General features: G+C 64.4%; 26 protein-coding genes. 15 read left to right on the top strand and 11 right to left on the bottom strand.

What is annotated here, in order from left to right; translation table 11 throughout:
* Positions 1–422: 422 nt before the first annotated feature.
* Together JF781_RS24055 and JF781_RS24050 are read left to right on the top strand one after the other, a co-directional pair.
* Entirely contained in the window at positions 423–866 is a 444-nt protein-coding gene (locus tag JF781_RS24055; protein ID WP_225328936.1) for a nitroreductase family deazaflavin-dependent oxidoreductase, read from the top strand.
* A gap of 36 nt (positions 867–902) precedes the next feature.
* On the top strand, positions 903–2,000 hold the full coding sequence (locus tag JF781_RS24050; protein WP_225328928.1) for a trans-acting enoyl reductase family protein: 1,098 nt from the start codon (positions 903–905) through the stop codon (positions 1,998–2,000).
* Between the two features lie 8 nt (positions 2,001–2,008).
* On the opposite strand, the gene JF781_RS24045 is transcribed toward JF781_RS24050, so the two are convergent.
* Positions 2,009–2,698, bottom strand: coding sequence for a type 1 glutamine amidotransferase domain-containing protein (locus tag JF781_RS24045; protein WP_225328927.1), 690 nt, complete (start codon positions 2,696–2,698; stop codon positions 2,009–2,011).
* A 100-nt stretch (positions 2,699–2,798) separates the two neighbouring features.
* Between JF781_RS24045 and JF781_RS24040 the strand changes: the two genes are divergently transcribed.
* From JF781_RS24040 to JF781_RS24030, 3 genes are read left to right on the top strand one after another with little or no spacing between them, the layout of a single operon-like run.
* On the top strand, positions 2,799–3,872 hold the full coding sequence (locus tag JF781_RS24040; protein WP_225341318.1) for an AraC family transcriptional regulator: 1,074 nt from the start codon (positions 2,799–2,801) through the stop codon (positions 3,870–3,872).
* Entirely contained in the window at positions 3,869–4,930 is a 1,062-nt protein-coding gene (locus JF781_RS24035; protein ID WP_225328925.1) for an AraC family transcriptional regulator, read from the top strand. The genes JF781_RS24040 and JF781_RS24035 overlap by 4 nt, the downstream gene beginning before the upstream one ends.
* Positions 4,931–4,941: 11 nt before the next feature.
* On the top strand, positions 4,942–5,928 hold the full coding sequence (locus JF781_RS24030; RefSeq protein WP_225328924.1) for an NAD(P)H-quinone oxidoreductase: 987 nt from the start codon (positions 4,942–4,944) through the stop codon (positions 5,926–5,928).
* A 157-nt stretch (positions 5,929–6,085) separates the two neighbouring features.
* Here JF781_RS24030 and JF781_RS24025 read toward each other — a convergent pair whose 3' ends face one another.
* The 3 genes from JF781_RS24025 to JF781_RS24015 all read right to left on the bottom strand — a co-directional run bounded on the left by JF781_RS24025 (position 6,086) and on the right by JF781_RS24015 (position 8,736).
* On the bottom strand, positions 6,086–7,018 hold the full coding sequence (locus JF781_RS24025; protein WP_374109762.1) for an SAM-dependent methyltransferase: 933 nt from the start codon (positions 7,016–7,018) through the stop codon (positions 6,086–6,088).
* 150 nt (positions 7,019–7,168) lie between these two features.
* Entirely contained in the window at positions 7,169–7,597 is a 429-nt protein-coding gene (locus JF781_RS24020) for a cellulose-binding domain-containing protein (RefSeq protein ID WP_225328922.1), read from the bottom strand.
* A 338-nt stretch (positions 7,598–7,935) separates the two neighbouring features.
* The gene (locus JF781_RS24015) at positions 7,936–8,736 is read right to left on the bottom strand and encodes a PPOX class F420-dependent oxidoreductase (RefSeq protein ID WP_308011569.1); all 801 of its coding nucleotides are present in this window, start codon (positions 8,734–8,736) and stop codon (positions 7,936–7,938) included.
* Positions 8,737–8,948: 212 nt separating this feature from the next.
* Between JF781_RS24015 and JF781_RS24010 the strand changes: the two genes are divergently transcribed.
* Entirely contained in the window at positions 8,949–9,659 is a 711-nt protein-coding gene (locus tag JF781_RS24010; RefSeq protein WP_225328920.1) for a DUF899 family protein, read from the top strand.
* Positions 9,656–10,132 carry an ATPase gene (locus tag JF781_RS24005; protein WP_225328919.1) on the top strand — a complete coding sequence of 159 codons (477 nt, stop codon included), beginning with the start codon at positions 9,656–9,658 and terminating at the stop codon, positions 10,130–10,132. Before JF781_RS24010 ends, JF781_RS24005 begins: the two co-directional genes overlap by 4 nt.
* A gap of 16 nt (positions 10,133–10,148) precedes the next feature.
* On the opposite strand, the gene JF781_RS24000 is transcribed toward JF781_RS24005, so the two are convergent.
* Entirely contained in the window at positions 10,149–10,787 is a 639-nt protein-coding gene (locus JF781_RS24000; protein WP_225328935.1) for a maleylpyruvate isomerase family mycothiol-dependent enzyme, read from the bottom strand.
* A 457-nt stretch (positions 10,788–11,244) separates the two neighbouring features.
* Here JF781_RS24000 and JF781_RS23995 point away from each other — a divergent pair, with 457 nt between their 5' ends.
* From JF781_RS23995 to JF781_RS23970, 6 genes are all read left to right on the top strand, one after another.
* The gene (locus JF781_RS23995; RefSeq protein ID WP_225328934.1) at positions 11,245–12,003 is read left to right on the top strand and encodes a TetR/AcrR family transcriptional regulator C-terminal domain-containing protein; all 759 of its coding nucleotides are present in this window, start codon (positions 11,245–11,247) and stop codon (positions 12,001–12,003) included.
* Positions 12,004–12,189: 186 nt separating this feature from the next.
* The gene (locus JF781_RS23990) at positions 12,190–12,936 is read left to right on the top strand and encodes a cutinase family protein (RefSeq protein WP_308011573.1); all 747 of its coding nucleotides are present in this window, start codon (positions 12,190–12,192) and stop codon (positions 12,934–12,936) included.
* Positions 12,936–13,877 (top strand): MEDS domain-containing protein, encoded by a 942-nt coding sequence (locus tag JF781_RS23985; protein WP_225328918.1) that lies wholly within the window; start codon positions 12,936–12,938, stop codon positions 13,875–13,877. The genes JF781_RS23990 and JF781_RS23985 overlap by 1 nt, the downstream gene beginning before the upstream one ends.
* 27 nt (positions 13,878–13,904) lie before the next feature.
* Positions 13,905–14,660 carry a GAF and ANTAR domain-containing protein gene (locus JF781_RS23980; protein WP_225328917.1) on the top strand — a complete coding sequence of 252 codons (756 nt, stop codon included), beginning with the start codon at positions 13,905–13,907 and terminating at the stop codon, positions 14,658–14,660.
* A gap of 49 nt (positions 14,661–14,709) precedes the next feature.
* Positions 14,710–15,879, top strand: coding sequence for a PP2C family protein-serine/threonine phosphatase (locus tag JF781_RS23975; RefSeq protein WP_374109760.1), 1,170 nt, complete (start codon positions 14,710–14,712; stop codon positions 15,877–15,879).
* A 121-nt stretch (positions 15,880–16,000) separates the two neighbouring features.
* Positions 16,001–16,711 (top strand): cutinase family protein, encoded by a 711-nt coding sequence (locus JF781_RS23970; RefSeq protein WP_225328916.1) that lies wholly within the window; start codon positions 16,001–16,003, stop codon positions 16,709–16,711.
* Between the two features lie 15 nt (positions 16,712–16,726).
* On the opposite strand, the gene JF781_RS23965 is transcribed toward JF781_RS23970, so the two are convergent.
* The 6 genes from JF781_RS23965 to JF781_RS23940 form a co-directional block, all read right to left on the bottom strand.
* Positions 16,727–17,701, bottom strand: a complete 975-nt coding sequence (locus JF781_RS23965) for a PPE family protein (protein ID WP_225328915.1) — start codon at positions 17,699–17,701, stop codon at positions 16,727–16,729.
* A 21-nt stretch (positions 17,702–17,722) separates the two neighbouring features.
* Positions 17,723–18,880 carry a metallophosphoesterase gene (locus JF781_RS23960; RefSeq protein ID WP_225328914.1) on the bottom strand — a complete coding sequence of 386 codons (1,158 nt, stop codon included), beginning with the start codon at positions 18,878–18,880 and terminating at the stop codon, positions 17,723–17,725.
* A 29-nt stretch (positions 18,881–18,909) separates the two neighbouring features.
* A complete protein-coding gene (locus JF781_RS23955; RefSeq protein WP_308011572.1) occupies positions 18,910–19,731 on the bottom strand; it encodes an ABC transporter permease in 822 nt (273 codons plus the stop codon).
* Between the two features lie 34 nt (positions 19,732–19,765).
* Complete coding sequence (locus tag JF781_RS23950; RefSeq protein WP_308011571.1) at positions 19,766–20,500, bottom strand: ABC transporter ATP-binding protein; 735 nt, start codon at positions 20,498–20,500, stop codon at positions 19,766–19,768.
* Between the two features lie 75 nt (positions 20,501–20,575).
* On the bottom strand, positions 20,576–21,595 hold the full coding sequence (locus tag JF781_RS23945; RefSeq protein ID WP_225328911.1) for an ABC transporter substrate-binding protein: 1,020 nt from the start codon (positions 21,593–21,595) through the stop codon (positions 20,576–20,578).
* 204 nt (positions 21,596–21,799) lie between these two features.
* Positions 21,800–24,154, bottom strand: a complete 2,355-nt coding sequence (locus tag JF781_RS23940; protein WP_225328910.1) for a hypothetical protein — start codon at positions 24,152–24,154, stop codon at positions 21,800–21,802.
* 78 nt (positions 24,155–24,232) lie between these two features.
* Between JF781_RS23940 and JF781_RS23935 the strand changes: the two genes are divergently transcribed.
* The gene (locus JF781_RS23935) at positions 24,233–25,195 is read left to right on the top strand and encodes a LysR family transcriptional regulator (RefSeq protein WP_225328909.1); all 963 of its coding nucleotides are present in this window, start codon (positions 24,233–24,235) and stop codon (positions 25,193–25,195) included.
* Positions 25,196–25,777: 582 nt separating this feature from the next.
* Positions 25,778–26,006, top strand: a 229-nt coding sequence (locus tag JF781_RS23930) for a PPE domain-containing protein (RefSeq protein WP_225341315.1), incomplete at its 3' end; no start/stop codon positions are given.

The following is a 26,006-nucleotide window of genomic DNA, read 5'->3' as shown; positions in this document are numbered from 1 at the left end:
TCGGGATCCGTCGGAACCAGTCGATGTTTCCGGCGGCGGGGTCTTGTGCCACCTCGTCGAGGTCGGGATTCGAGCGATATCGGTCGTAGTACCCACCCTTCGGCACCTCGACGGTCTGTCCAGCGAATTCGACCTCGGTGAGTTGCGTTGCCATTGTCGTTGACCTCGTCCTTGTATGGGTCGGTAGCCGTTCGGTGGGTATCGACCCCCAACGCTAAGACTATGTACGTCCCAGGCAGATCCACAGGTGATGAATGGCCAACAAGTTGTGACTAGTGGCCATGAAGATGCCGTTCGAAAAAGATCTCGGCAAGAATCGGATCCGACCCAACCACATTGTCCGTCGGTCTGCGTGCGAAGTGCCCGCCCAAAAGTGGATAGAGCCCTTTATTCACAGCAACATCATTCGAGACAGGAACTTTATGGTGAGCAGTTACGCCCTGAAAGACACCGGAGCCAGGCTGATGAACCGCATGCACCGGTTGATCCTCACGGTTAGCGGGAACAGGCTGTTGGCCAAGCCGTTTGGGATGCCGGTGGTCGAGCTCCATACGACTGGGCGCAAGTCTGGGCTGCCCCGGTCCTGCTACCTGACGACGCCCATTCACGATTTGGATCGGGTTGTCCTCGTCGCGTCGAAGGGTGGCGACGACCGCAACCCCGACTGGTACCGGAATCTTCAGGCGCATCCCGACACCGAGCTGGTGATCGATGGTACCCGCCGAAAGATTCACGCCCGCACCGCAACCGCGCAAGAGAGGGCCGAGTTGTGGCCGAAGATTGTTGCGGCGTACAAGGGGTATGCGGATTACCAAACGCGGACCAGTCGTGAGATACCCGTGGTGATCTGCGAGCTGCGGAGCTGACGACGTTGTGAACTCGCGGACCGAAAGGGCCAATTCATGACCAACCGGATCGTCGTCTTCGGGGCCACCGGGTACACCGGTGGACTGGTGATCGGCGCCCTCGTGCGGCGCGGGATTCGGCCAGTGTTGGCCGGACGGGGAGCCGAACGTCTGACCAGACTGGCCGAAGGATTCGGCGGACTGGAATACCGGGTTGCCGATGTCAGCGACCCCGCCAGTGTCCGGGCCCTGGTCGCCGCGGGCGACGTCCTGGTCACGACCGTCGGTCCATTCGAACAGTTCGGCCACCCCGTCGCGCAGGCGGCGGTCGATGCCGGCGCCCACTACGTGGATTCCACCGGTGAGGTCGGCTTCGTTCGTACGCTGCGGGAGCGTCACGACGCTCGGGCCCGCGAGGCGGGAGCCGTGATCGCACCGGCGTTCGGCTATGACTACGTTCCGGGCGTGCTTGCCGGTGCGCTCGCCGCACGAGCCGGCGGTTCGGCGGTCCGCGCGATCGAGGTCGGCTATTTTGCCATCGGCTCGCTGCGCAACGGGCTGAGCCAGGGCACCCGGAAGACCATGGCCGAGGGGCTGATCCTGCCCGCGCCGGTGTGGCGGCACGGGCAGCTCGTCAACGAAACCACCGCGCGCCAGGTCCGCGAATTCCCGGTGCGCACGACGCGCAAGAAGGCGTTTCTGGTCTCGGGCACCGAGGTGCTCTTCCTGCCCTCGCAGCTGCCCCGACTTGACTCGGTGACGGTCTACAACGGCTGGTTTCCACAGCTGAGCCGCGCGATCCAACTTGTGTCGACACTGGCGAACACCACCGCGAGACTTCCCTACGGCCGCAACCTAGTCGAGGCGCTGGCGGCGCGCACGGTCGGCGGCAGCGGCGGTCCCGATACGGCCGAGCGGGCCCGCACGCTCAGTCACGTCGTCGCGGTGGCACGCGCCGCGTCGGGTGAGGCCGTCGCGGAGGTTCACCTGGAAGGACCCAGCCCCTACTCGTTGACCGGTGAGCTGATGGCCTGGGCTGCACACCAACTCGCCTCCGGGGCCGGTATCACACCCGGGGTTGTTGGTCCGGTTGACGCCTTCGGTCTCGACGAACTCGTCACCGGTTGTGCCGGCGCCGGTCTGGTGCAGGTCTGAGTTGCCGGTTAGCCCTCCAGCACGGAGACGACCTTCTTGGCCGTAGCCTTGGCCGATCCCGGATTCTGGCCCGTGACCAGCCGCCCGTCGACGACGACGTGCGGGGCAAAGGGAATCAGCCCCTTGTTGTAAAGGGCGCCGCGCTTCTTGATTTCCGCCTCGGCGTTGTAGGGCACCAGCTTGTTGACCCGGGCCAGGACCTCCTCCGACCAGGCGAACCCGGTGAGCTTGCGCCCCGCAACCAAGAGGGATTCGTCCGACAGCCTGGTGTTGAGTAGGCCGCAGTAGCCGTGGCAGACCGAGGACACGACTCCCCCGCGCTCGAAGATCTCGCGCGTGATGCGTTGCAGGCCTTCGCTGTCCGGGAAGTCGTACATGACCGCGTGACCGCCGGTGAAGTAGATCGCGTCATAATTCGTCGAGTCGATCTCATCGGGTGAGGCGGTGCTGGCCAGCAGCGCCATCTTCGTATCGTCGGCCTTCCACGCCTTGGCGCTCTTGCCGAAACTGGGGAACTTCAACGAACGCGGCTCCAGCGGTGAAGTGCCGCCTTTCGGGCTGGCGATGGTCTGTTGGTAACCCGCTTCGGCGAAGATCTCATAGGCGTGCGTCAGCTCGGAAAGCCACAGCCCGGTCGGCTCGGCGGGGTCGTCGTAATGGGCGACGTTGGAGACGACGTTGAGAATGCTCTTGGTCATCCACCCAGGATTCCACCGAAAGTCCTGGGCGCCACCGAGCTGGCCACTTCTCACAACTAGTTGGCCATCCATCACCTGTTGTGTGCGGCCGGGCTAGCGCATGATGAGAGCAATCAGCCAGCTACGCCCAGGTGGGGTCGATGTGAGTACGCACGATGTTCTGCGCTCACCCGCAGGTGCGGCGCTGCTCGTCGACCTGGCGGCAGAGCATGGAATGCCGCACACCGACGCACTGCGCGGCACACCGCTGGCTCGGGAAGCACTCGATGACCTCGACGTCCAGGTCCGCCTTCGTGACGAACTCCAGATCATCAGCAACATCCTCGGCGCACTTCCTGACGTCCCCGGGTTGGGCGTCGAGGCCGGCGTGCGGTGCCATGCCGCATCACCCGGGATCTGGGGGTTGGCGCTCATGAGCTCTGAGACATTGGGAGATGCGATGTCGGTCGGCATGTCACTGGCCGCACTGAGCTTCTGCCTGTGCCGACTCAGCGCCGCCGCCGACCCGGAGGGAGATGCCGTCCGGTTGATTCTGGACCCTTCGGCCCTGCCCGTCGATTTACGCGCGTTCGCGGTCGAACGCGACAGCGTCGGGATTCAGACCTTGCAACGCGACCTGCTCATGGCGCCTGATGTCGAACTGCGGGTTGCCTACACGATGACACGGCCAGCAGAGGAAGTGGTGCAGAAATACATCGAGGTGTTCGGGCTCGAGCCCGAGTTCGATGCACCGCAGAACTGCCTCATCGCCGACCGGGAGTCGCTGGCCAAGCCGCTGCCGCAGGCGAATCAGTACGCCCGCTCGATGGCAGAGAAGCACGCCGTCGAACTGCTGCGGCAAAGGTCCGCACGTGCCGGCGTCGCGGGCCTGCTGCGCGACCTGATGTTGGCGAACCCGTCGCCGGCGCTGTCGCTCGACGACGCCGCGCGGCACTTGACGGTCAGCTCACGGACGCTTCGACGGCACCTCGCTCTCGAAGGGGTGTCGTTGCGCGTATTGCAGGAAGAGGTACGTGAGGCGCTCGCCGAGGAACTGCTCGTCAGCGACGGACGTACCGTCGCGGAAATTGCTGAACGCCTTGGCTATTCGCAGGCGTCAAGTTTTACCCAGGCCTTCCGACGCTGGAAAGGTGTCGGCCCCCGCGAATACCGCCAGCGGGTGCGCACCCGATGACGACACTTGACCTGCAATCCAAAAGGTCGGCCGCGAGTCTGGTGGTGATGCTCGACTGGGCCGCTGAGCTCGGATTGACCTCAAAACACTGTCTCGCTGGTACCAGGACGACGCCGGCAGCCGTCCGGAGCCCTGCCGCCGAAGTCAGCGGACAACAAGAACTCAAGGCGATCGCGAATATAGTCTCCGCGCTCGGGGACCGGCCGGGGCTCGGCCTGCAGGTCGCGGCGAGATATCCGGTCACTGCCTTCGGGGTGTGGGGATTTGCCATCCTCACCAGCCCGACCCTGGGTGAGGCGATCGACGTCGCCGTGCGATTTGTGCGACTCAGCTACGCTTTCTGCGCCTTCGAAACACGTCAACATGGGGACGAACTTTCGATCGTCATCGATGCCCGTTCCGTGCCGGCGCCGGTGCGCAGGTTCGTCCTGGAACGCGACGCCGCAGCCATCCCGAACTTGTACCGCGAGATCTTCGGCGCGTCGCCACCACCGAGCCGTATCGCGTTCGCTCTCCCAGATCCGGGCCCAGACCTTCTGTTCTATGAAGAGATGTTCGGTGCGGCTCCTGAATTCGACCACGCAGAAACCTCCGTCACCCTCTGTGCGGAACAGTTGCACGTTCCACTCCCCCAGGCGAGCACCCACACCGCCAAACTCGCCGAGCAGCAATGTCGGATGCTCCTCGAGCAGCGCGAAGCGAGAACGGGCCGCGCCGGTCTGGTGCGTGATCTGTTGCTGGCCAACCCGACTCGGCCCCCGAGTCTGGCCCAAGTGGCGGATCGGCTGGTTACCAGCACCAGGACGCTGCGACGGCAACTGGAGGCGGAGGGAACCTCGTTCCGCCGGCTGCTCGACGAAGTGCGCCAACATCTGGGGACGGAATTACTCCGAAGCGGCATGACCGTCGAGCAGGTGTCGAACCGGCTGGGATACACCGACGTCAGCAATTTTTCGCACGCGTTCCAACGATGGAAGGGCGATAGCCCGCGGGCCTACTTAGCCCGGCGAAACAAGTCCCTGTATACGCGACGAACCATGACCACGAAGAACAGGTAAGGAGAATCTGGATGTATGCCATAACACTCAACGGTTTTGGCGACCCGGAGGTGATGGAATGGTCGCAAGTCGACGACCTTCCCTCGCCGGGCCCTGGGGAAGTCGCCATCGACGTGGTGGCTGCGGGGGTGAACCGCGCCGATGTGATGCAACGGATGGGCCTGTACCCACCTCCGCCGGGTACCAGCGAGATCCCCGGACTCGAGGTGTCCGGTGTTATCGCTGAAGTCGGTGCAGGAGTGAAGGATTGGACTCCCGGCGACGCGGTGTGTGCGCTAATGGCTGGTGGCGGATACGCCGCACGAGTCAACGTGGCCGCCACCCAGGTGCTGCCGGTGCCGCAAGGCATCAGCGTCACTGCTGCGGCAGCCTTGCCGGAAGCCGCCGCGACGGTATGGTCCAACGTGGTGATGACCGGGGGCCTCAAGCGGGGCCAGACGTTGCTGATTCACGGCGGAGGCAGCGGAATCGGCACGCACGCAATACAAGTGGGCCGCGCGTTGGGCGCTCAAGTGGCGGTGACCGCGGGAACGCAGTTCAAGTTGGATCGCTGCCGCGAACTTGGCGCACAGACTTTGATCAACTACCGCGAACAGGATTTCCCGGCTGTGGTCAACGCCGAGTACCCCGGCGCCAACGTCATTCTCGACATCATGGGCGGCAGCTACCTGGCCAAGAACCTGGAAGCACTTGCCGAGAACGGCCACCTGACGATCATCGGGTTACAAGGCGGTGCCACCGCGGAACTGAATCTCGGTGCACTGCTGTTCAAAAGGGGATCGGTGCACGCGACCAACCTGCGTCGGCGTCCCGAGCAAGGCCCAGGCTCCAAGGCCGAGATCGTCACCGAGCTGCGGCAGCATCTGTGGCCGATGATCGCCGAGGGGGCCGTGGCGCCGGTCGTCGCAGCCGAAGTTCCGATCACCGATGCGGCCGAGGCGCATAAGCTGCTCGACTCCGCCCAGACGGTTGGAAAGGTTCTGTTGACCGTAGGCTGACCCTGACTTCGACCGGGCCACGCCCAGTGGTGAACGCATGCGCATCGATCACAAACGTATGAAAAGTGTCACCTGATCCGGACCAGTGCGGCAACACAGTCCTCCGAAAGATGTTGGCATACTCAAGTTCACACGTGACGGCGCCCTTGTCGCCAATTTATCCCGCTGTGCCCAGCGTCGACGTGTAGTAGGTGACACCGTTCATCGTTTGTCGATTGTCGATTGTCTGTGGGATGGCCCCCAGCTCGTGGTCCGCGAGCAGTCGACCCATGGGGGTCGCGACCGATGTCCAGCCGCGCGCGTCAAGATACGCGCCGACGTCGTGGCGTTCGCCCTCGAACTCGATCACGGTGAAGTCGGGTTCGAAGCCGTGCCGGCGCCACTTGGCGGTCGCCGCGTGCATGCGTTCGCGGGCCGCGTCGGGGTCCATGTCGGCCGTATTCGGGACGGCCTCGGTGCCGAGTCGACTGCCTGGCGCGCTGAGCGCGGTGACGGCGTCGAGCAGTTGGTCCTGGGCCTCGGGTGTCAGGTAGCCAAACAGACCCTCGGCGATCCACGCCGAAGGTCGGTGTGGCTCGAAGCCCGCCGCGTTCAACGCCGTCGGCCAGTCCTCGCGCAGGTCGATCGCGACCGGCCGCAAGTCGACTTTCGGTTCGGCGCCGATACTGGCCAGAGTCGTTGTCTTGAACTCGATGACCGCCGGTTGATCGATCTCGAACACCGTCATCCCTACGGGCCAGTCCAATCGGTAGGCGCGGGTATCCAGGCCCGCGGCGAGAATGACGGCCTGTCGGATGCCCGCCGCGGCCGCATCCGCAAAGAATTCGTCGAAGTACCGCGTGCGTGCCGCGATGGATGCAGGCATCTGTGCCAGGCCCCACGGGCTGCCCTCCACGTCGACATCCGACGCGGACAGCTCACCGGTTGCCCAGCGGGTCAGAAAGGTCACGCCGACTGCGCGGACCAAGGGCTCCGCGTACGGATCGTCGATGTCACCATTTGTGGTCGCAATGGCTCGCGCCGCGGCCACCATCGTCGCCGTGGTTCCTACGCTCGTGGCGGGATCCCACGATCCCTTCGTAGGTGGCAATCTCTACCTCCAAAGTTTGTTGGCTACGTAGAGCGTCGCCCTGGCCCTGGGTCTCGGGAGGTACCGGACTCGCCGCTGCACAGCATGAAGCGCCGGTTTGGGGCTGGTGGGCCTCGGAGCGGTCGAGCCTACCTCAGTGCGCAGACGCCGCTATGTGCAAGGATATTGGCCGTTGAGGACGCAATTCACCGGTGGCGAGTAGGCACCGCTCAGCACGCCTCTGAAACCACCTGTGGCCGAACTGCCGGGCGCAATAACGCGGTTCCAATTCGCGGGGCTGAGAACATAATGCGTGCCGGACTGAGTGATGGTGCTGTTCCACGCATGCAAGACGGATTCTCCAGCCGGCATATCGAATTCGAGCTTCCAATCGTTTAGCGGCGCCATGCTCGAGTTAGTAACCGCGAAGTGGGCGATGAAACCGTTCTGCCACGAATGTGACACCGACAACGTCGCCGTGGCCGCAGCCGCATGAGCTACAGGCGCGATGGCGAGTCCGAGGATGACTACCATCAAGGCAGACACGGCTGCGTGAAGCGCTGTGCGCCAGCGCTTCACGCAATTGTCCAGTCCCGCCATACCAGCAACACTAAAGCCGAATAGGCGACAGTGGGCCTCGCATCGCGGGTACGCTGCAGTACCTTTGCACAACCGAAACCGTCATGAAATCTAGCCACGATCCACGCTGAATTCCCCTTAGTCGCGCCGTCGGGTGAGATCAGCAAGGCGATCGGCAGCGTGGCGATCGCGAGGGTCGTTGTCTGCGCAACCGCGGCCGCCGTCGTGAAGTTCTCGAGGTGTGTGACGTGGAAGACCAAGTGTGGGACTGCGAACAGAAGGTAGGCGCCCAGTGCCGCTGGATGTCACGGCCGGCGCGGCGCTGCCGAATCTGGAACCGTGGGGTTGAGCTACTCGGATCAAGACGACGGGGTCAGTTCCGCGTGGACCGTGCGACCGAACTTGGACCGCATCAGCCGGTGCGCCGATGGGACCAGGACGCCATGCAGGAAGGGATATTTCCGCCGCAGCAGGCGGCCCACCTCCCGGTACTCGTCCCCGTCGAGCAAGCGCACGACACCAGGCTGCACGGGTCCCGTCGGCTTGCCCGACCCTGTGGACGGCCCGAATTCGACGCCCGGGTTACGCCGGACCCGGCGGATCTTGATCGCTTGCTCGAAGCTCCGAAAGTAGGCGCGATCACCGTCCACCACGATGCTCACCGGGCTCGAGCCGGGAGTGCCGTCCTTGCGAAAAGTGATCAGCCGGATTGTCTTCTGCCGCACGAATGGCGCCAACGTCCGGTTGGTGGCGGTGGGAACGCTCCCCAGGACGTAGCCCAGTTGGTATAGCCGCAGCACGAACGCCGCGACCAGCGCCACCGACACCGCACCGAGGGCCCACGCTTGGGCGGCCGAACCTCCGAGGTCGAGGTCCATCACGTGGTTCACGGTATGCACCGTGTTGGCCACAATGAACGCCGCGAGTGCGACAGCCAGAGCGTCTGCCCAGATCAGGGCTAGCAGCAGCGTGACTCCCAGACCGATTTGGAACGCGCCGACGTCGTGCAGAAAGTGCTGGTGCTCGCCAAACCCGACGACACGGGCGAATGAGGGTGGATCGAGCACACACCAGATCCCGATCCCGAAGGTGACCGTCCCGACCAAAGCCGTCACCGCGATCAGGTATGCCCGCGCAATGGCACTCAAGCGCTTCATCATGCCGCCTCTCCCACAATGCTTGTTGTTCCTCATTCGCTAGACGGGACAGGGCACCGACATGTGACATCGCTAGCGACGGCATCGACTGGCCGTCCAAATGTTGGTCGACGCCGACGATGTCGCCCCGCGGGCCAAGATCCCGACCGATGAATTCCGGACCCTCCGGCAGTCAGACCTTCCAGACGAACAAATCGAGAGCAAAGGTTGATCCCATGTCCCCCGAAAAGACGGCGGCCATGCCGCCGATCGTCGATCACCAAACCTGGCGCGCCGAGCTCGACAAACTGCGCAAACGCGAGAAGGCCGCCACCCGCGAACTGGATGCGATCGCCGCCCAGCGCCGCCGACTGCCGATGGTCGCGTTGCCCGACTACATTCTCATCGGCGCCGACGGGCCCATCCGACTGGTCGACGTGTTCGACGGTCGGTCCCAGCTCATCGTCTACCACCACATGTGGTCGGACGGCGCGGAATGGCAGTGCGGCGGCTGCACGGGCTTCACGTCGCAATTCACCCGATTGGAGTTTCTCGACAACTACGACGCCCGGTTCGTGATCGTGACCAACGGACCGATCGAGGAAGCACTCGCCTACAAGCGCAAGGTTGGCAATCACATGGACTGGTACTCGTCATCGCAGAGCCCGTTCGGTTCCGACATGGATGCGCGGCCCGGCGGCGGTTTCGGCGTCAACGTCTTCCTACGCGACGGCGACACCGTGTACCGCACGTGGCATACGAACGGGCGGGGCACCGAGCAACTCAGCCACACATTTGCATTGATCGACGTGCTGCCGTGGGGCCGCCAGGAGGAATGGCTCGATTCGCCCGAAGGTTGGCCCTCGCGGCCCACCTACTCGGGGTGGCTCGACTCCCCCGCTATCGCAGCCGCCTACGGACGAAAGACAGACGAGGACAACGCGTGAGCGCCCGCGAGGAACGTTACGTCGTCACCCGTACCATCGCCGCGGCCCCGGCCGAGATCTTCGCTGTCCTCGCCGATCCATCGCGCCACCAGGACACCGAGCCCACCGACTGGGTCCGCGACCCCGTGGACCCCGCGCCGATCACCGGTGCGGGACAAATGTTCGCGATGAACATGTACCTCACCCGGGCGGGAGGTGACTACGTCACGCACAATCTGGTCAACGTGTTCGACGAGAACCGTGTCATCGGGTGGATGCCGGGCGTGCTCGACGACGCCGGCAATCATGTGCCCGGCGGGTGGTTCTGGCGTTACGACCTCGCCCCGAACGGCCACCGCACGGACGTCACCCTCACTTACGACTGGAGCGGCACGCCGCAGCACTTCCGAGAACGCGTTGGCGAGATGCCCATTTTTACTGAGGATTACCTGGTCGCATCGCTGGCCGCTTTAGAGCGATGGGTCGCTGGCTGAATGAATGTTCCGACCGTCAAGAGGGCAGCAGCCGTTGGCGCAGTAGAGGTAGTCCCGGCCCATCGAGTGTGTCCAGCAGCGCGGTGCGGCCGCTGACGGCCATCATCAAGGCCGACGCACGACCGCGGATTTCGGCTCCCTTGCGCCAGGAACGATCAATGTCGGTGGCGTGCAACGAGATGCCCCGCAGTCGGCCCGGCCGCACAAAGCCAAGGGGCCACGGCCCGGTCAGGAAATCCAGCGCAAGCCCGACGTGTTCGGGATCGGGATCAAACGGAAGGCTGAGCGGAATCCTGATGTCGCCGCCGTGAATCAAGATATCGGTGAAGGGGGCGACCGGCCCGATCACCGGGGGGCTCAAGGGGTAATCGGCGCACTCACGCAGGGTGGCAACGATCTCGGCGGCCGGCAACTGCGCACGACGGCGCGCGAGCTCATCGATCGCGCGGTCCAGGCTGCCGCGGCGCAGAGCCATCGTCATGGCGGGCGAGAATCCGTCAGCGACAGAGCAGGCGAGATGGGCGGCCACCGTCTTGACGTCCCAGCCGGCACACAGGCTTGGCGTTGCCAGCTGGGTATCGTCCAGCCCCTCGATCAGTGTCGCGATCTCGCGCCGCTCGTTCGCGATAGCGGCGAAGACTCGCTCGCGGTCCACGCGCACGAGAAGACTCTATCGCTGGGACGCGACTCTGTAGCGGCTAAGAACGTTTAGCGCGCCTGGCGTTCGTCGACGTTGATCGCTGGTGGCACGAATCCGACTGTGGGACTGAAGATTTGGCGCGCACTACGGGCGACCCGCCGCAGCAGGAGCGGCCCGGACTCGAATCTGCCGAGTCACCGGGCGGGAAAACCTCGTGTCGGCCGGCGGAGCGTCGCGGCCTTCGAGGGCAAACGGGCGCCGAGCGCACCTCATCGCAGGAATCGCTGTCGGACTGGCTTCCTTATCTACTGAGATGCCGGCAATTCGCCGTATTGCGATCGGCAGCAGTTGTAGAGTCGGCGATAGAAAGAATTACCGAGGTGATCATCTCGCCGCATCTGGTCGACAAACGCCACTTGTACAGGCCGAATCTTTGATGACACGTCACCGATCCAACGTAGGAGGCGATTCGGTGAATGGTGAAGGCCGCGACCGCACCCAGCGCGACATAGCCGATGCCGACCAGCAGTTGCTGACGTCAGGTGATGGGGAGGATGCCCCCCGGGGCGCACGGCTGACTCGCGAAGTGGTTTTGGATACCGCCATCGCGCTCGTTGACCGCGACGGTCTGCCGCAGCTGACGATGCGTCGGTTGGGGGCGGCCTGCGGCGTGGAGGCGATGGCGCTGTACCGCCACGTTCACAGCCGTGGTGACCTGCTCACCGGCATCATTGACCGCATCGTTGATCGCCTACACGCCGAACAACTCGCGGCCCGTCGTCAAGAGGACGGCTGGCAGGACTACTTGGTACGCCTGGCGCACGGGGTGCGCCAAATTGCACTTGAACACCCCCAGATATTCCCGCTGTTGGCCACGCATGCGCCCGAAGCGCCATGGGTCCGCCCGCCGCTGCGCAGCCTGCGATGGATGGAAACCTTCCTCGAGACGCTGTTTTCCTACGGCTTCGACGACGATGCGGCGGTGGCCGCATACCGCGCCTACACCACGTTCCTACTGGGTCAGTTGCTTTTGGAAGTGCACGCCCACGGCGCCGAACTACACCCGGATGAGGCCATTCTCGACGGCGAGCCGCCGCGACGGCATCTCACGGGCTACCCGTGCCTGCAGCGGCTACAACCGATGTTGTCGGAGGATCACAGCACGGCAGAGTTCGAAGAAGGACTCGAGTCGTTGCTCGACCGGATCGAAGTTCTGGTGGCCCGTCGCTAGTACGGGCGCCGCCCGGCGATAGCCGACCAATCGCGCCCACCTGTTTACAACGTAAGCCGCGCTGTTTACGCTGTAAACGACACGGCGTGCTCGTCAGCAACCAGCAACGCGACTCTGTTCGTTGCGGCCTAACGATGCACTGCGTTCCGGTCAGGCCCGAAACGACGAGGAATACGAAACGTGCGCGTGCATTTGGTCGCTGGATTTTTAGGTATTGCGCTGGCATCGGTGCTGCCGTCTGCCGCGGTTCCCCTCGCCGTTGCCCGGGGATGTCCCGATGTGGAGGTGGTGTTCGCGCGCGGTACGGGTGAGCCACCGGGCGTGGGCCCGACGGGACAGGCGTTCGTTGACGCTATGCGCTCGAGGGTGCCCGCCAAGTCGTTCGATGTGTACCCGGTCAACTACCCCGCCAGCGACCAGTGGGACACCGGCCTCGAGGGCATCAAAGACGCTGGCGCTCATGTGGTTTCCACGGCTAACGGATGCCCCAGGACCAAGATGGTGCTCGGAGGCTATTCCCAGGGCGCGGCCGTGATGGGATTTGTCACCTCGGATGCGGTGCCCGATGGCGTTGATCCCGCCACCGTGCCGAAACCATTAGCACCTGATGTGGCCGACCATGTTGCCGCGGTGGTGCTGTTCGGAATGCCCAATGTGCGGGCCATGAACTTCCTGGGCCAGCCACCGGTGGTCATCGGACCGACGTATGCGGCCAAGACCATCAAAGTGTGCGTTCCCGAGGACCCAGTGTGCTCTGACGGTCTCAATTTCGCCGCGCACAACACCTATGCAGACAACAGCAGCATGATTGACCAGGGCGCAAATTTCGCCGCCGGCCGGCTCAATCAAGGTGCCGACAACTCCCCGGTACCGGGACCAGAGCCTAATACCCCACCCGCGCCGGGTGACTGGTCTGGAAACCCCACCGCCTGATGGCGCGGGATCAGGATTGGCTCTGCACGCAGCCACAAGCAGCAGTGGTGGCCCCGGCTGCTGGCCTGGCGTCGTTCGAGCATCTCGGCTGGAAGTTCCAGGACCGCACGGACTTCCACGCCCGCGCTGCGCAGTACATCGCCGAGGGGCTCGCTCACGATTACTGGACCGAATTCGTCGGGCACGGTAGCCGCGAGCAATTGTGGGCGGAAGTGACAGAGCTGCCCGGTATCGCCGACCGGCTTAAGGCCGGCGGTGTCGGCGTGACACCAGCATCGAAGTTCTACGCGGTCTTAGACGGCACCGACATTGTGGACCCGCATACCGCAGTAGCCATCAGCGTCGCGGCCCTCGATCGCGCAATCCAAAATGGTTACAACGGCTTTCGTGTGGTCGTCGACGCTACGACGCTGGCCCAGCGGCCCGACCAACGAGCCGCGCTGTCGCATTTTGAGTTTCTCCTCTCCCGCACGATGGCAGGGCTCCCCTTCTCGGCGCTGTGCGCCTACGACACCCACCAGCTGCCAGCCGCCGACGAGCTCATTTGCCTTCACCCCGATGTCGGTGAGCGTGCGCCGCGTTTCCGGCTGCACCCCACACCGCAGGCAACATTCGCGCTAACCGGAAACATCGACTTACACAGTGACGGGCTCTACACCGCCGCATTGCAACGCATTTGGTCGCTGCTCGACGATGACCCACTGATCATCGACGCGCAAGACCTAGAGTTCATCAGTCACCAGCAGCTGTACACCCTCGATCACTACGCGCGCACCGACGGCCGCACTGTGATCCTGCGGACCGGCCAACGAATCCCCACCCGGCTGCTCGGCGTGCTTCACCTGACGAACGTGGAATTGCAGCCAGCACCGCCCCACAGCGCAACGCAAGCGACCACCCCCTCCGGCGACCAGATCACCTACGCGGGATCTGCGGGATGAACCTGGGGACGAAGACGCGGGTTCAGGATGCCAGACCGTAAGGAAATCCCCGATATGGGGGCATCGCCATCACCGCCGCCGTCGCGTGCCGAGCCCACCACGGTATTTACCGGTTTAGCCGACATCGTCTACCAAGGCTCAACGCCCGCAGAGATTTACGCGGCGATTTGCATCGCAGCCACACTCATGGTGCCGGGCTGCGACCATGCCAGCGTGATGTTGCGCGACAACCACATCGCCACGACGGCGGCAGCCAGCGACAGCGTCGCCCGAAAGATCGACAAGCTCGAGCAAGCGCTCGGCGAGGGTCCGTGTCTGGATGCCATCTCGGAGGAAACCCCGCAAATCGATCCGGATCTCCGCGCCGGCAGTCAGTGGCCCGCTCTGGCCGCCCGGGTCCTCACCGAAACACCGGTGCACGGAATCATGGGCTTTCGCCTGCTTGTCGGGCCCCACAAAGTCGGTGCGCTAAACCTGTTCTCCGACAGCCCTAATGCCTTCGACACGGTGGCCGTCGAACGCGCAATCCTGTTGGCCGCTTTCGCCGGCGTCGCCGCCAACGCCGTAGCTCAAGGTGAGGACGCAGCGACATTGCAACGCGGCCTTGCCAGCAACCGCGAAATCGGAAAAGCCATCGGCATGCTCATGGCGCTCAACGACCTGACCGAAGCCGAGGCCTTCGACACGTTGCGACGCGTCTCCCAAGAGGCCAACATCAAACTCGTCGACGTCGCCGCCGCAACCGTGAAACGTCACAGCAACAGGGCCACGGGCGAGATCTAGAGTGGTCGGCCTCCCAACTACGCACGACGGGTCTCGCGAAGAACCACGGTTGACATGGGCCGCCACCGCCACGTCCTTGTCCGTGCTGCTGATCGAGGACGATCGCGCCGACGCGCTACTCGTGGAAGACCTCATCGATGAGGCCGTCAGCGGCATACAGGTGGTGTGGGCGCAGTCGATGGCACACGCCGAGGTCGAGTTGGCCTCGGCCCGGCCCGACTGCGTGCTGCTGGACCTGCACCTGCCAGACGCCAGCGGAATGGACGCTCTCGACCGCATCATCCAACGTGATGCCACCGTGCCGATCATTGTGCTGACGGGGCTGAACGATGAGGATTTCGGAGCTTCGGCGGTGGCGGCCGGCGCCCAGGACTTCCTGGTCAAGGGTCGCGTCCGACCCGACATGTTGCGCCGTGCGCTCCTGTACGCGATCGAACGCAAGCGCGCTGAGTTGATGGCCGTCGACCTGCATGCCACCCAACTGCGGGCCCGGGAGAACGCCATCCTCGAACGGGGCCTGTTGGCCTCGCCGCTGTTGCTGGACAACCCGGGCGTCGACGTCATCGCGCGGTACCGGCCCAGCCGCGAGGACGCGCTGCTGTGCGGAGATTTCTATGACGTCGTCCAAACAGCTGACCGCACCGTGCATGTCCTGATCGGTGAGGTCGCCGAGCACGGCCCCCACGAGGCGCCACTGGGTGCGGCATTGCGGATCGCGTTTCGTGCGCTCACCCTCGCCAGCGTGCACGAAGTGACGAGAATGCACCACCTCGAGCGGGTGCTGCGTTCGGAACGAACCGGCTCAGGGATCTGCGCCACGGCGCTCACCCTGCAAATCTCCCCCTACGGCCATCTCAAAGCGATCCGTGCCGGGCATCCCGGGGTGTTGTTACACGGCGGCGGCACCGTGGAATGGATCATGCCTCCGGCCGGCCCAGCGCTGGGTCTACGCGCCGACGACTGGCCACAACACGACCTAAAACTGCCGGATGGTCATGGTCTGGTGTTGGTGACCGACGGACTCTTTCAAGGGTTTTCGAGCAACAGCAGTCAATCCCTGGACGAGGACGGCCTGCTCGCACTGGCCCGTTCCCACGCACATCTGTCGGGCGCAAAATTCGTCGACGCGCTCATCGACAGTGCCCAAAAGCTGGCCCAGCCATACGGCGGGTTTACCGATGACATCGCCGTGCTGCGCCTCGAACGGTCCGCAAGATGACCATGAGCGCCGCGCCCGCCGGGCGCAATCACGCGCGGGCCTCAGCGGTTTCCAGAACCTCGGACCGCTATTGCCGAACAATTGCCTGTTTCGGGTGAATGGCGTCTGGGCACTCGCAGGCATGAGCTCGCTACGATCCATTCGTTTTCTCGCTACTGCGGTAGCAACAGCCTCGGCGGCGCTGTTGAGCGCGCCCGTCCCGGCGGCCTCCGCCGAGCCGTGTCCCGACGTCGACGTGGTCTTTGCCCGCGGCACCGGCGAACCACCCGGTGTCGGCGGGGTCGGTCAGGCGTTCGTCGATGCGCTCAGGTCACGAGTCGGCGGCAAGTCGGTGGGTGTTTCCCCGGTCAACTACGAGGCGAGCGGCGACTTCAACGGAGGCATCGCCTTCGCCCGAACCTTTGTGGACGGAATCAAGGACGCGGGCGGCCATATCGAATCCACGGCGTCAAACTGCCCCAACACCAAAACGGTGCTCGGCGGGTATTCGCAAGGCGCCGCCGTGGCCGGGTTCGTCACCTCCCCTGCCGTGCCCAAGGAAGTACCACAAGAATTCGTGTCCTACGTGCCGCAGCCGCTGCCGCGGGCGGTCGCTGATCACGTGGCCGCGGTGGTCCTCTTCGGAACACCGTCCAACGAGTTCCTGCGCGGTGCCGGCGCCCCGCCCATCACGATCGGTCCGCTATACGCGAACAAGACCATTCAGTTGTGCGCCACCGATGACACCATCTGCAATGGTGCCCCTCCGGGACCGCCCGGCATCGCGCACACCATGTACGCGGCGAACGGCATGGTCGACCAGGGCGCGGATTTTGCTGCGCAACGTCTTTAGGCGCCTGATGCCCGGTCACCACAGTAGATTGGACGGGTCGATCAACAGATAGTCACTGTCCGATGTTTCGACATCACTGCGGCCGGGCATCGCGGCTGTCGCCCAGGATTGCGGCACCGACAGTGCCCCCACCGAGCTCGAGCGACCTGACCGCGCGGTTGCCGAGGCGGTAGCGCCACCGGCTTGGCTCGGGAGTGGCGACAACGCCGCGGCCCTACTCAATGACGCTGTCTTGTTAAGCGAATTCAGGTGGTTTATCGCGAAGTCGGTGGGAGCGGATAGTGAACCCAGTTTTGACAGCGGTGACGTCACTGCGGACAGGCATGCGTCGACTGTCGTGATCGGCGAACGGGACAGTGCCCGCAGCGCTCGAGGAATCACGGGCATCACGTGGCCGCCAGCGGATACGACTTGCGGCGCGGCGATCAGGCTCCACGCGGTTTCGGCGATCGCGGGAGCGTGCTGGCCGGATCCCGCGGTAGGCGGCGAGTCGAAGGGCGTCAGAGCTGACGAGGCTTCAGAGGCTGCGGCATAGGCGTACATGGCGTCGACGTTCTGGGCCCACATCCGTTCGTAGGCAGCGTCTGTGTCCGCGATTGCCGGGCCATTTTGGGCCAGGGAATTCGCCGTCACGAGCGCCATCCGCAGCGCGCGGTTGGCGTCGATCCCCGACGGCGGCACCACCGATGCTAACGCGGCCTCGAAGGCGTCGACGGATGCTTTCGCTTGTCGCGCGGCCTGTTGCGCCCGTGCGGCAACGGCATTGAGCCATGGGGTATAGGACACCACCGCCCCGGCGACCGCCATCGACGCGCGGTCCTGCCGTGCCTGGAATAGCATCGACGCCACCGAGCGATAGCTCTCCGCGACGTCGTACAATTGCGCCGCCGTTTCGTCCCACGCCTCAGCCGCCAGGCTCATCGAGGCCGAGCCGGGACCTGAATGCAGTCGGCCGGAATGGATTTCCGGTGGCAGCTCACCGAGACTCACTGATCACTCACTTCAGGCGCGTCACCTAACGACGGCCGAGCGCGATGCGCCTGTCCGCTCATGCGAGTAGGTCGTCGGCGCCACGAATGCCTTATCGAGCGTGAGGCTGCGTTCGGCCTTCGGATACCAGCCTTGGCGTGCGTATTGGCTGGTGTGCAGGTAGCACTGGACACGCACCTCGGCGCTGCCGGGCGTGAAGGTGAGCAGCCTGCTGATCGGAAGTGTGGTGATGGGCATATGGTGGCGACTCAGTGACGCGACGTTGAGAAACCATGTGCCCCAGCGTTGTTCGATGTGGGTTTTACCGCCATAGTTGTCGTCGGGGTGGGTGTGGGTGTGCCCGGCGATCCACAGGTGGACGCGGCCGGGATGTTCATTGAGGAAGTCTTCGAACGCCCCGGAGTCTGGTTTGCTGTCCACCCAGTACAGATAGGACGCCGCGTGTGGGGTTCCGAGTTCGAAGGGGCGGTGGTAGTGCTCCAGCAGCTGCCCGTCGGGCCCTTTGCGAACGCCTTCCCACTCCCCGGAGGCCACGGTGGTGTCCTTGAGGACGTAATGGTGGACGACGATGATGATCGAGTCGGGATTGGTCAGCACCATGTGTTTCCACCAGCGGAAGGCTTTGCCGCTGACGACGCCGCCCGGGTTGCCGCCGAGCGGGCCCCGCCCCACGGTCTGGGTGGGTTCGTTGCGGTCGCTGAGCATGAGGAACAAGAGGTTGCCCACCCGGAAGGAATAGTGGTCCCACTCGCCCTCGACTGGATAAGGTCGCGCGTTGGCGTCGACTCCGGAGAATTCGGTGTGCTGTCCAAGGGGATCCACCCACTTCTGCCACCACCATGCCTCGGGCTCGTGTAGGCCGCTGCGGTCGTGATTGCCGCAGACGCTGTAAATGGCCTCGCGTCGGTGGCGACGCAGGCTCGCGAACTGGCGGCGAAGTTCGGATCCCTCGGCGTCGTCGGGGAGATGGTGATGGGCCCCGGACATGTCGCCGACGTCGACGGCGATATCCCACTCGAACGGCGGCCCACCTTCGGATCCGCCGGACTCCGAATGCGTGATCGCCTCGGCGAGGCTCTGTCTTCCGAAGCGCTTGTCTGTCCCGACGTGCGCATCACCGAATGCCCAAAGACGAAAGGCGTTGTCCGGCACGCGATGATCGTGGCAGTCCTCCGACATGAGGCTCCTTGTCTGAGTGGATGGTCGAGTCATTCAGCATTGGTCTCGATCAGTCCCCAATACCGGCGGATACGCTGATCGGCCGCGTCGAAGACGGCGTCGATGGCGATGCCGATCAGAAGGATCACGATCATGACGGCAATCGCCGACGGCATATCGCTGAGGTTCTGAGCGTTTTCCAACAGCACTCCGATCGACGCGGTGTCGCTGATCAGCACCACCAATTCGCCGGCCATCAAGCTACGCCAGGCGAACGCCCACCCCTGCCGCAGACCGCTGACGAACATCGGTAGCGAGGCGGGCAGAATCACATGCCGGTATAGCCCGAACCCGTGCAATCCCAGGTTTTTCGCCACTCGCAGTTGCAGCGGCGGGATTTGGCGGGCTCCGGCGAGCACCCCGGTGGCCACCGACGGCGCGGCGCCGATGACGACGACGAACAGGATCGCCGACGTGTGCAGCCCGAAGAAGATGATGGCGAAGGGAAACCAGGCGATGGCCGGCATGGTCTGCAGACCGGTGATCACCGGCCCGAAGGCCATGCGCAGCAGTCGGTTTTGTGCGATCACCGCGCCGAGGAGCGACCCGATGAGCAATGCCAGCGCGAAGCCGGCCAGCGCCCGGCACATCGTGATCCCGATCGCGTCCCAAAGCACGGCTTCATGCAGGCGCTGCCAGAGGTTGGCTGCGACGGTTCCCGGGCCGGGCAGCACGAAGGACGGCTTCCAGCCACTGAGGTAGACGAGCTGCCAGATCAGCAGAACCGTCGCGACGGCAAAGACTTTCGCCCGTACGGCCGCCAGCACCGATTTGATCCGAACTCGGTTCTGGTGCGGCGCTTGGGGCGTCAGCGCAGGTCGGTGACTCTTGGCAGAGAGATCGCTGTCAAGCACCGCCACGGTTTCCCTCGTTCCGTAGCTGGGTGGAGATGCGGGAGGCCAATTCGGCGACGGCCGGGTGGTGGACTCTGTGGTGGCGCCCCACCGGGACCGCGAACTCGTCGACGATGCGACCGGGCCGCGGACTGAGCAATACGACACGGTCGGCGAGTCGCACTGCCTCGCGAACGTTGTGCGTAACAAACACAACGGTCAGCCCGCGTTCGTCGACGATGCGCTCGAGCTCTTCGTGCAGGCGATCACGGGTCAGGGCATCCAGCGCCCCGAACGGCTCGTCCATCAGCAAGACGTCGGCATCTTGGGCGAGCGCACGCGCCAATGCGACGCGCTGCTGCATGCCGCCGGACAGCTGATGAGGACGCTTGTCGGCGAAGTCAGCCAAGGCGACCGTTTGCAACAAGTGAGTAGTCCGTCGGCGGCGTTCCGGGCGTGGCACCGAGCGCGCCCGCGAGGCCAACTCGACGTTGGCGGCCGACGTCAGCCATGGGAACAGCGCCGGTTCCTGGAACATCAAGGCAACCCGTTGCCCATCGGTGCTGAGCTCGCCGGTGGACGGTTGGTCCATCCCGGCGATCAGCGACAGCAGTGAGCTCTTACCGCAGCCGGATGCTCCTACAACGCAGACGAATTCACCGGCGTTCACCGTCAAGGTGATGCGATCGAGGGCTGTGACGGCCGAGGGGCCCCGACCGTACTGCTTGCTCACGTCCGTGAGCCGCACGGCGCGTAGCGATTGTGGGTTGGCTTCGGGCCGCGAACCGGTGAGGTGATCGGACTGAACGTAGTGGATCACGGGTCACCTGGGGCTTGCCGGCTCGGCGAGCACTTTGTTGAGCGGTCCCGGTTCGTACAGGCCGCTGATATCGAGTGGCTTCAGCAGCCCTATGGACACGGCCTTGGCGACCTGGTCGCGCAGTGAGGCCATTCCGGGATCGTTGGTGTAGGTGGTTTCCTCGAAGGAGGCCGCGAGTACGTCCGGTTCGAGCCCCTTGCCGAGATCTTTCGCCAGAGCGGCATTGGCCGATTGCGCCGCGCCACTGCGGTCAGTGGCGATCCGTTCGGTCGCCTCGGCCTGGGCGCGCAGCAGTCCTTCGACCGCGTCAGGATGGGCCGCAAGGAATTCTTGGCGGACAACCAGGACGGTGATGGTGTTCGGGTCCGACCACAGTCGCACCCCACCGGCCTTGATCATCTGCACATCAAAAGGCGCGGAGTCGATGGCGCCGGCGATTTGGTCGGTGAGGAATTGTTGCACGATGGCCGATTCCGGGCTGGTCGGTTTGACCGAAACATCGCCCCCTCCTTGGATATTCGTCTTCAAACCGTTGTGGGCGAGCCAGTCGCGGAGGCTGACGTCCTGGGTGCCGCCGAGCGCGGGGTCCGCGACGGTCTTGCCTTTGAGGTCTGCGGCCGTCTTGATGTCGGGTTTGACGACCATCGAGGTACCTCCGCTGGCCGCGCCGGAGATGATCTTGATCGCTTTCCCTCCCGACTTCTGCCAGGCGTTGAAGGCGGGATTGGGGCCGACGTAGGCGGCGTCAAGTTGGCCCGACAGCAGCGCGGTCACTTCCTCGGTGCCTCGACTGAAAGGTTTTGCGGTGAAATTGACTTGGGGTCCGAGTTGCTTGGTGAAGAAGCCGTCGTGGACAGCCACCAGTGCCGAGGCGTGCGTGATGCGCGGCAGATAGCCCAGGCGCAGCGATACGGCGGAGGCAGTCGGCGACGCGCCCTGGCTTGAGCACCCGGACAGCGCGGCGACGGTCGCTGACGCGGCGATCAGCGCGATGAGCTTGCTGCCGGATCGGTGCAGTGACATGGTTTCCTCGAATCGAAATGGATGAGAACTGGCGGATTGGGCCGAGGCTGGCAACGAGAGTTGCTGCCGTACCGCTGAAACGGTGAGTTCTGATGACGCGGCGGTGCGCGTGTCAGACGGCCGTGGGAGCCGGACAAGCCGCGCAGGTAATGCGCCGCAAGTCGATGTGGAGGCGGCGGGTGAGACCGGTTCGAAGTCGGGTCACTACGGGGTGCCTACGGATCGGGTCACGAACAGCGGGCTTGTCCAAACCTGATGCCCATCGAATTGCTTGCCGCGCACATATATTGCGCTGTCGCCCCCAGGCAGCTGCAGGTTGAGTTCGCCGGCGACGGTGTTCGGCAGTGCCTTCGGGTCGGCGATGCGTTCGAGGCGGACACGCAGATTGAGACCGCCGACGGCGATGTCCCGATGACCTTCGGCGATGAGCTCTGCCCCGGAAAGGCTCGCCTGGGCGCGTAGGCCGTCTTCCTGCACCGTCGCATCGACCTCGAATCGCGCGCGGGTGAGGTCGGTGAGCCGTACCACGATGCCGATATCCGACCCGTAAGTTGTGGTATCCCAGGCCACGGCCGATCCGTCTACATCGATGATCTGCTCGGGATGCGTGTTCGCCCACGGGGTTACGTCTTCGACGGCGGTGCCGTCGATACGTAGCCGGCCTGACCAGGTGGCCCAGCGGTAGCGGTCACGGTGCCGAGCCCCACCCCAGCTGATGCGAACCAGGTTGGGCGAAAGGCCCGTCTCGGCGTGCAGGTCACGACGCCAGAGCAAACCGGCGCTGTCGTAGACCGTGACGTCATCCCATCCCGCCGTGCCATACAGGGCGTACCCGGCGGTCAGTTCGGCGGCATCAGTGGCGAACTCGTCACCCATCCAGTTCTCACCGCTGCGCAGCAGGGCGACCGCGCGCGCACCGGTTGTGGCCCAGGTGCGGCGGGCGCGCAACGAACGACCGACGTCTGCGGCGGAAAGGGTCGTCGCGAGGACGCCGGTGAGCCCGCCGAAGCCGCCGAAGATGTTGGCTCCCGGTGCCCCGGCACCCGGCCGTCCGCGGTGTTCATCGCTCGCGGCGCTCGCCCCGAGGCGTAGGCCGCGCGCCAGGGCGTCTTCGAAGAACCATGGGCTACTCCCCCAGGCGGAGTGCACCTCGATCAGCCGCTCGAGCTCGGGGTGATGCCAGTCCAGGATCGCTCGTCGCCCGCCCACGTGCGGGATCAAGAGATACGACTCCGGGTCCTTCTCGTAGGCGGCGTACAACTGGGTCACCGGCCAGTTCTGCGGCGTGGGTACCGCGGTGGCCATGCGCTGATGCCATTCCAGCGAGCGGGCCAAGGTGGTGTCCTCACCCAGGAATACGACATTGTGGTCACCGCCGGCGCCGGCGGTGCCGCACCACTCCACTCCGGGGTAGCAGACGAATGCGCCGTCCTCGGCGATCTGCCGGCAGGCCCTGACGACGTCGTCCCACGTGTCGTCGGTGATCTGAAAGTCGTTGGCGGTATAGCCAAGTACGTCGAGCGCGGCGATATCGCGCGCGTAGTGCAGATTCCAGTCGGTGTCCTGCGTGCCCACGGTGTCGTTGGAATGAACGTGCAGGTCGCAGAAGTACGCCCGCGGCGACGGGAAATCGTCGACGACATCGATCACGGTCTCAGCGCTCTGAAGCACGGCGGTGCTTGTCTCGGCGGTAACGTCGATGCGGGCGGCGGCCGGCGGCACGCGGAGCGACGCCTTGGACCACCCCTTCGCAGGCGTACGGGCGCTGTCCACGACGACACCGTCGATGAGCGCATGCATCGTCGCGGCAATGTCGGAACAGGTGTTGCCCCAACGGTCTTGCAGGTGGGCGTGCAGGTGCACCGCCGGCGCCTCGCTGCGCACAATGCGAGGACCGTGCACGACGACTCGTTCGGGTGCACCTGGTACGACAGCAATTCGATGCACATCAGCGTGAGCCATGCGCGAAGTGCCCAGCGGGTCGACGAACAGGTGGACCTCGAACTCGTCTTCGACGAAAGTCTGCACGCGCGTGCCGGGTCCACCGAAACGACGGTCGCCGCAGCGGATTTCGATCACATCACCGGGGCGCAGGTACCCGTCCACGACGTGAATCAGCAGCGACTTCTGAAATGGCCGCTCACCGCCTTTGACGTCGTATCTCGCGGCCAGTTGCCGCACCGTCGCCGCACTGTCCTCGGAGGCCCCGCCGATCAGGGACCGACTCACCAAGCGGGCGGTCGCGAAGTCGCGGGCGTCCGGCGACGTTGTCTGCAGATCCCAATCCGAGTAGTAGCGGAAGCACAGCTTCAGCCAACCGCTGTCGGCAATGCCGGATCCCCCGACGGTGTAGGTGAACACCAACTCCTCGAGAGAACCCGCGATCACCCGGCCATGGGAGCAACGCAACTTCCCCAGAAACGCAAGGCGGTCAAACTGTTCGGTGATTTCGTCGCGCACCGCCGCCACCGAGCAGTCATTGCCGGCCAACGCTGACTGCGGACGCACCACGATGCGGGCAGCCGCCAAGGCAGCCGGTGACGACGGATCCGCGGACATGCCCTTGATCCTGAAGGCAACGCATCCACTAGTCCAGTGAATAGATATGATGTGATTAATCACGAAAGATGAAGGATTGTGAACCTGCAGCAATTGCGCTACGTCGTGGCGTTGGCCGAGGCGAATAGTTTCACGAAGGCGGCCGAGGCGATGTTCGTCGTGCCATCAGCCTTGAGTCAGCAGGTCGGTCGGTTCGAAAGTGAAATCGGCTTACGGCTGTTCGAACGGACTACTCGCTCGGTCTCGCTGACCCCCGCCGGCGAGGCGCTGATGCCGCTGGTGCGCCAAGTGGTTGCCGGCATTGACCAGATCGCCGTTGACGCACAAGCTCTCGGCGGCACGGTCGTTGGCCGGCTCACGGTCGGGATGATGGAGATCCCATCCGAAAGCCTCGATGTGGCCACCCTGATGGCGACCTTTCACTCGCACTATCCCGACGTCAGCGTGACGTTGCGCAGCGGTGGCAGTGACGTGCTGATCGAGTCGGTCCGCGACCGGAAACTGGACGTGGCAATCGTGGGCTCCAACGTATCCGGCACCGGCGGTGTCTTGACGTTCACCCATCTGTTCAGCGAACCGCTCGTCGCCGTCATGCCCGCTCACCATCCGCTGACAAAAAAATCATCGGTGTCGATAACTGCGCTGGCCGCATTACCGTTCATCGACTTTCCCCCTGGCTACGGTCTGCGACACGAAACCGACCGCGGCTTCGCCAACGTAACCCGGCGTGTGGCTTTCGAAGTGACGCGTGTCGATGAGGTCACTCATTTCGTGCGCAAAGACCTGGGTGTCGCGTTGCTGCCCGAATCCGTTGCGCGCACGCGCGCTAACGCCGATTCGGGACTGGCATTGCGGCCGGTCGCCGGTGCTGACATGTACCGCCGAGTAAACCTCGTGGCACCGCGCCCTGATAAGCGCTCCGCCGCATGCCAGGCCTTTGTCGGTTGCGTCGACGACCACATCGAACAGACCGTGCCATCTCGCGACGAGTTGTCGAAAAAGGCTGCGGGAGCCTCAAAGCCGGCCCGCCGGACAAACTGATCATTGCGGGTATGGCGGAGCTGGCCATGCGTGTCATCGCTTGGTCCGCGGTACGGCCGACGTAGCGATAGTCGTGCGGTGCAGCACATGGAGATGCAGCTCAGGCGCTGGAAACTTTGAGGCAAGCCAACATTCGACGGCGACGCAAGGTCGTCACTGTTCGAGCGGGAAGCCGGCGAATGGGCTCGCAGCCAGAGCGCCCCATTCGAATTATTTGACGGCGAGATTTTTACTGATGAAAACTGTTTCATCTGGCAACGTTTCCTCCAAGATTCTGGCTCCCTTCACGCCGGGGTACTTCGCGATTCGTCCGAGGTAGACGGGGCGTACGGGCGCTTTTGCCGACCGCGTCGCCAGGACGCGCCACTGCCCTTTGGGAGGTGGTGACCGTGCGGAGTCGGCTCTTGTTGGTCGATGTTGCTTCCGCCGGAGCTGGCTAGTCTTCTGGGCACACGAGCATTCAAGCTATCGGCAGCCAGGGGTTTGCCCAGCCGAGTGTGCTGAATGCTGTTGAAGGACAACGGTATCCGGCGGTAGCAATGCTGGGCCGACGTTGGTCATATCCGGATGCGGAGGAAAGAAATGGAATTCGGAGCGTTGCCTCCGGAGATCAACTCCGGCAGGATCTACTCAGGTCCCGGACCGGCACCCTTGTTGGCCGCTGCGGCCGGCTGGGACGGATTAGCGGCCGAATTACGCGCCACGGCAGCGTCTTACGGATCTGTCGTCGCGGAGCTGAGAACCACATGGAATGGTCCCTCGTCGGCGTCGATGGCGGCCGCGGCCGCACCGTACATTGCGTGGCTGAGCC

Source organism: Mycobacterium sp. WUMAC-067 (assembly GCF_020217485.1).
Taxonomy (GTDB): domain Bacteria; phylum Actinomycetota; class Actinomycetes; order Mycobacteriales; family Mycobacteriaceae; genus Mycobacterium.
Note: the sequence above shows the minus strand (reverse complement) of the source record. Positions and strands in the feature narration are given on the sequence as shown.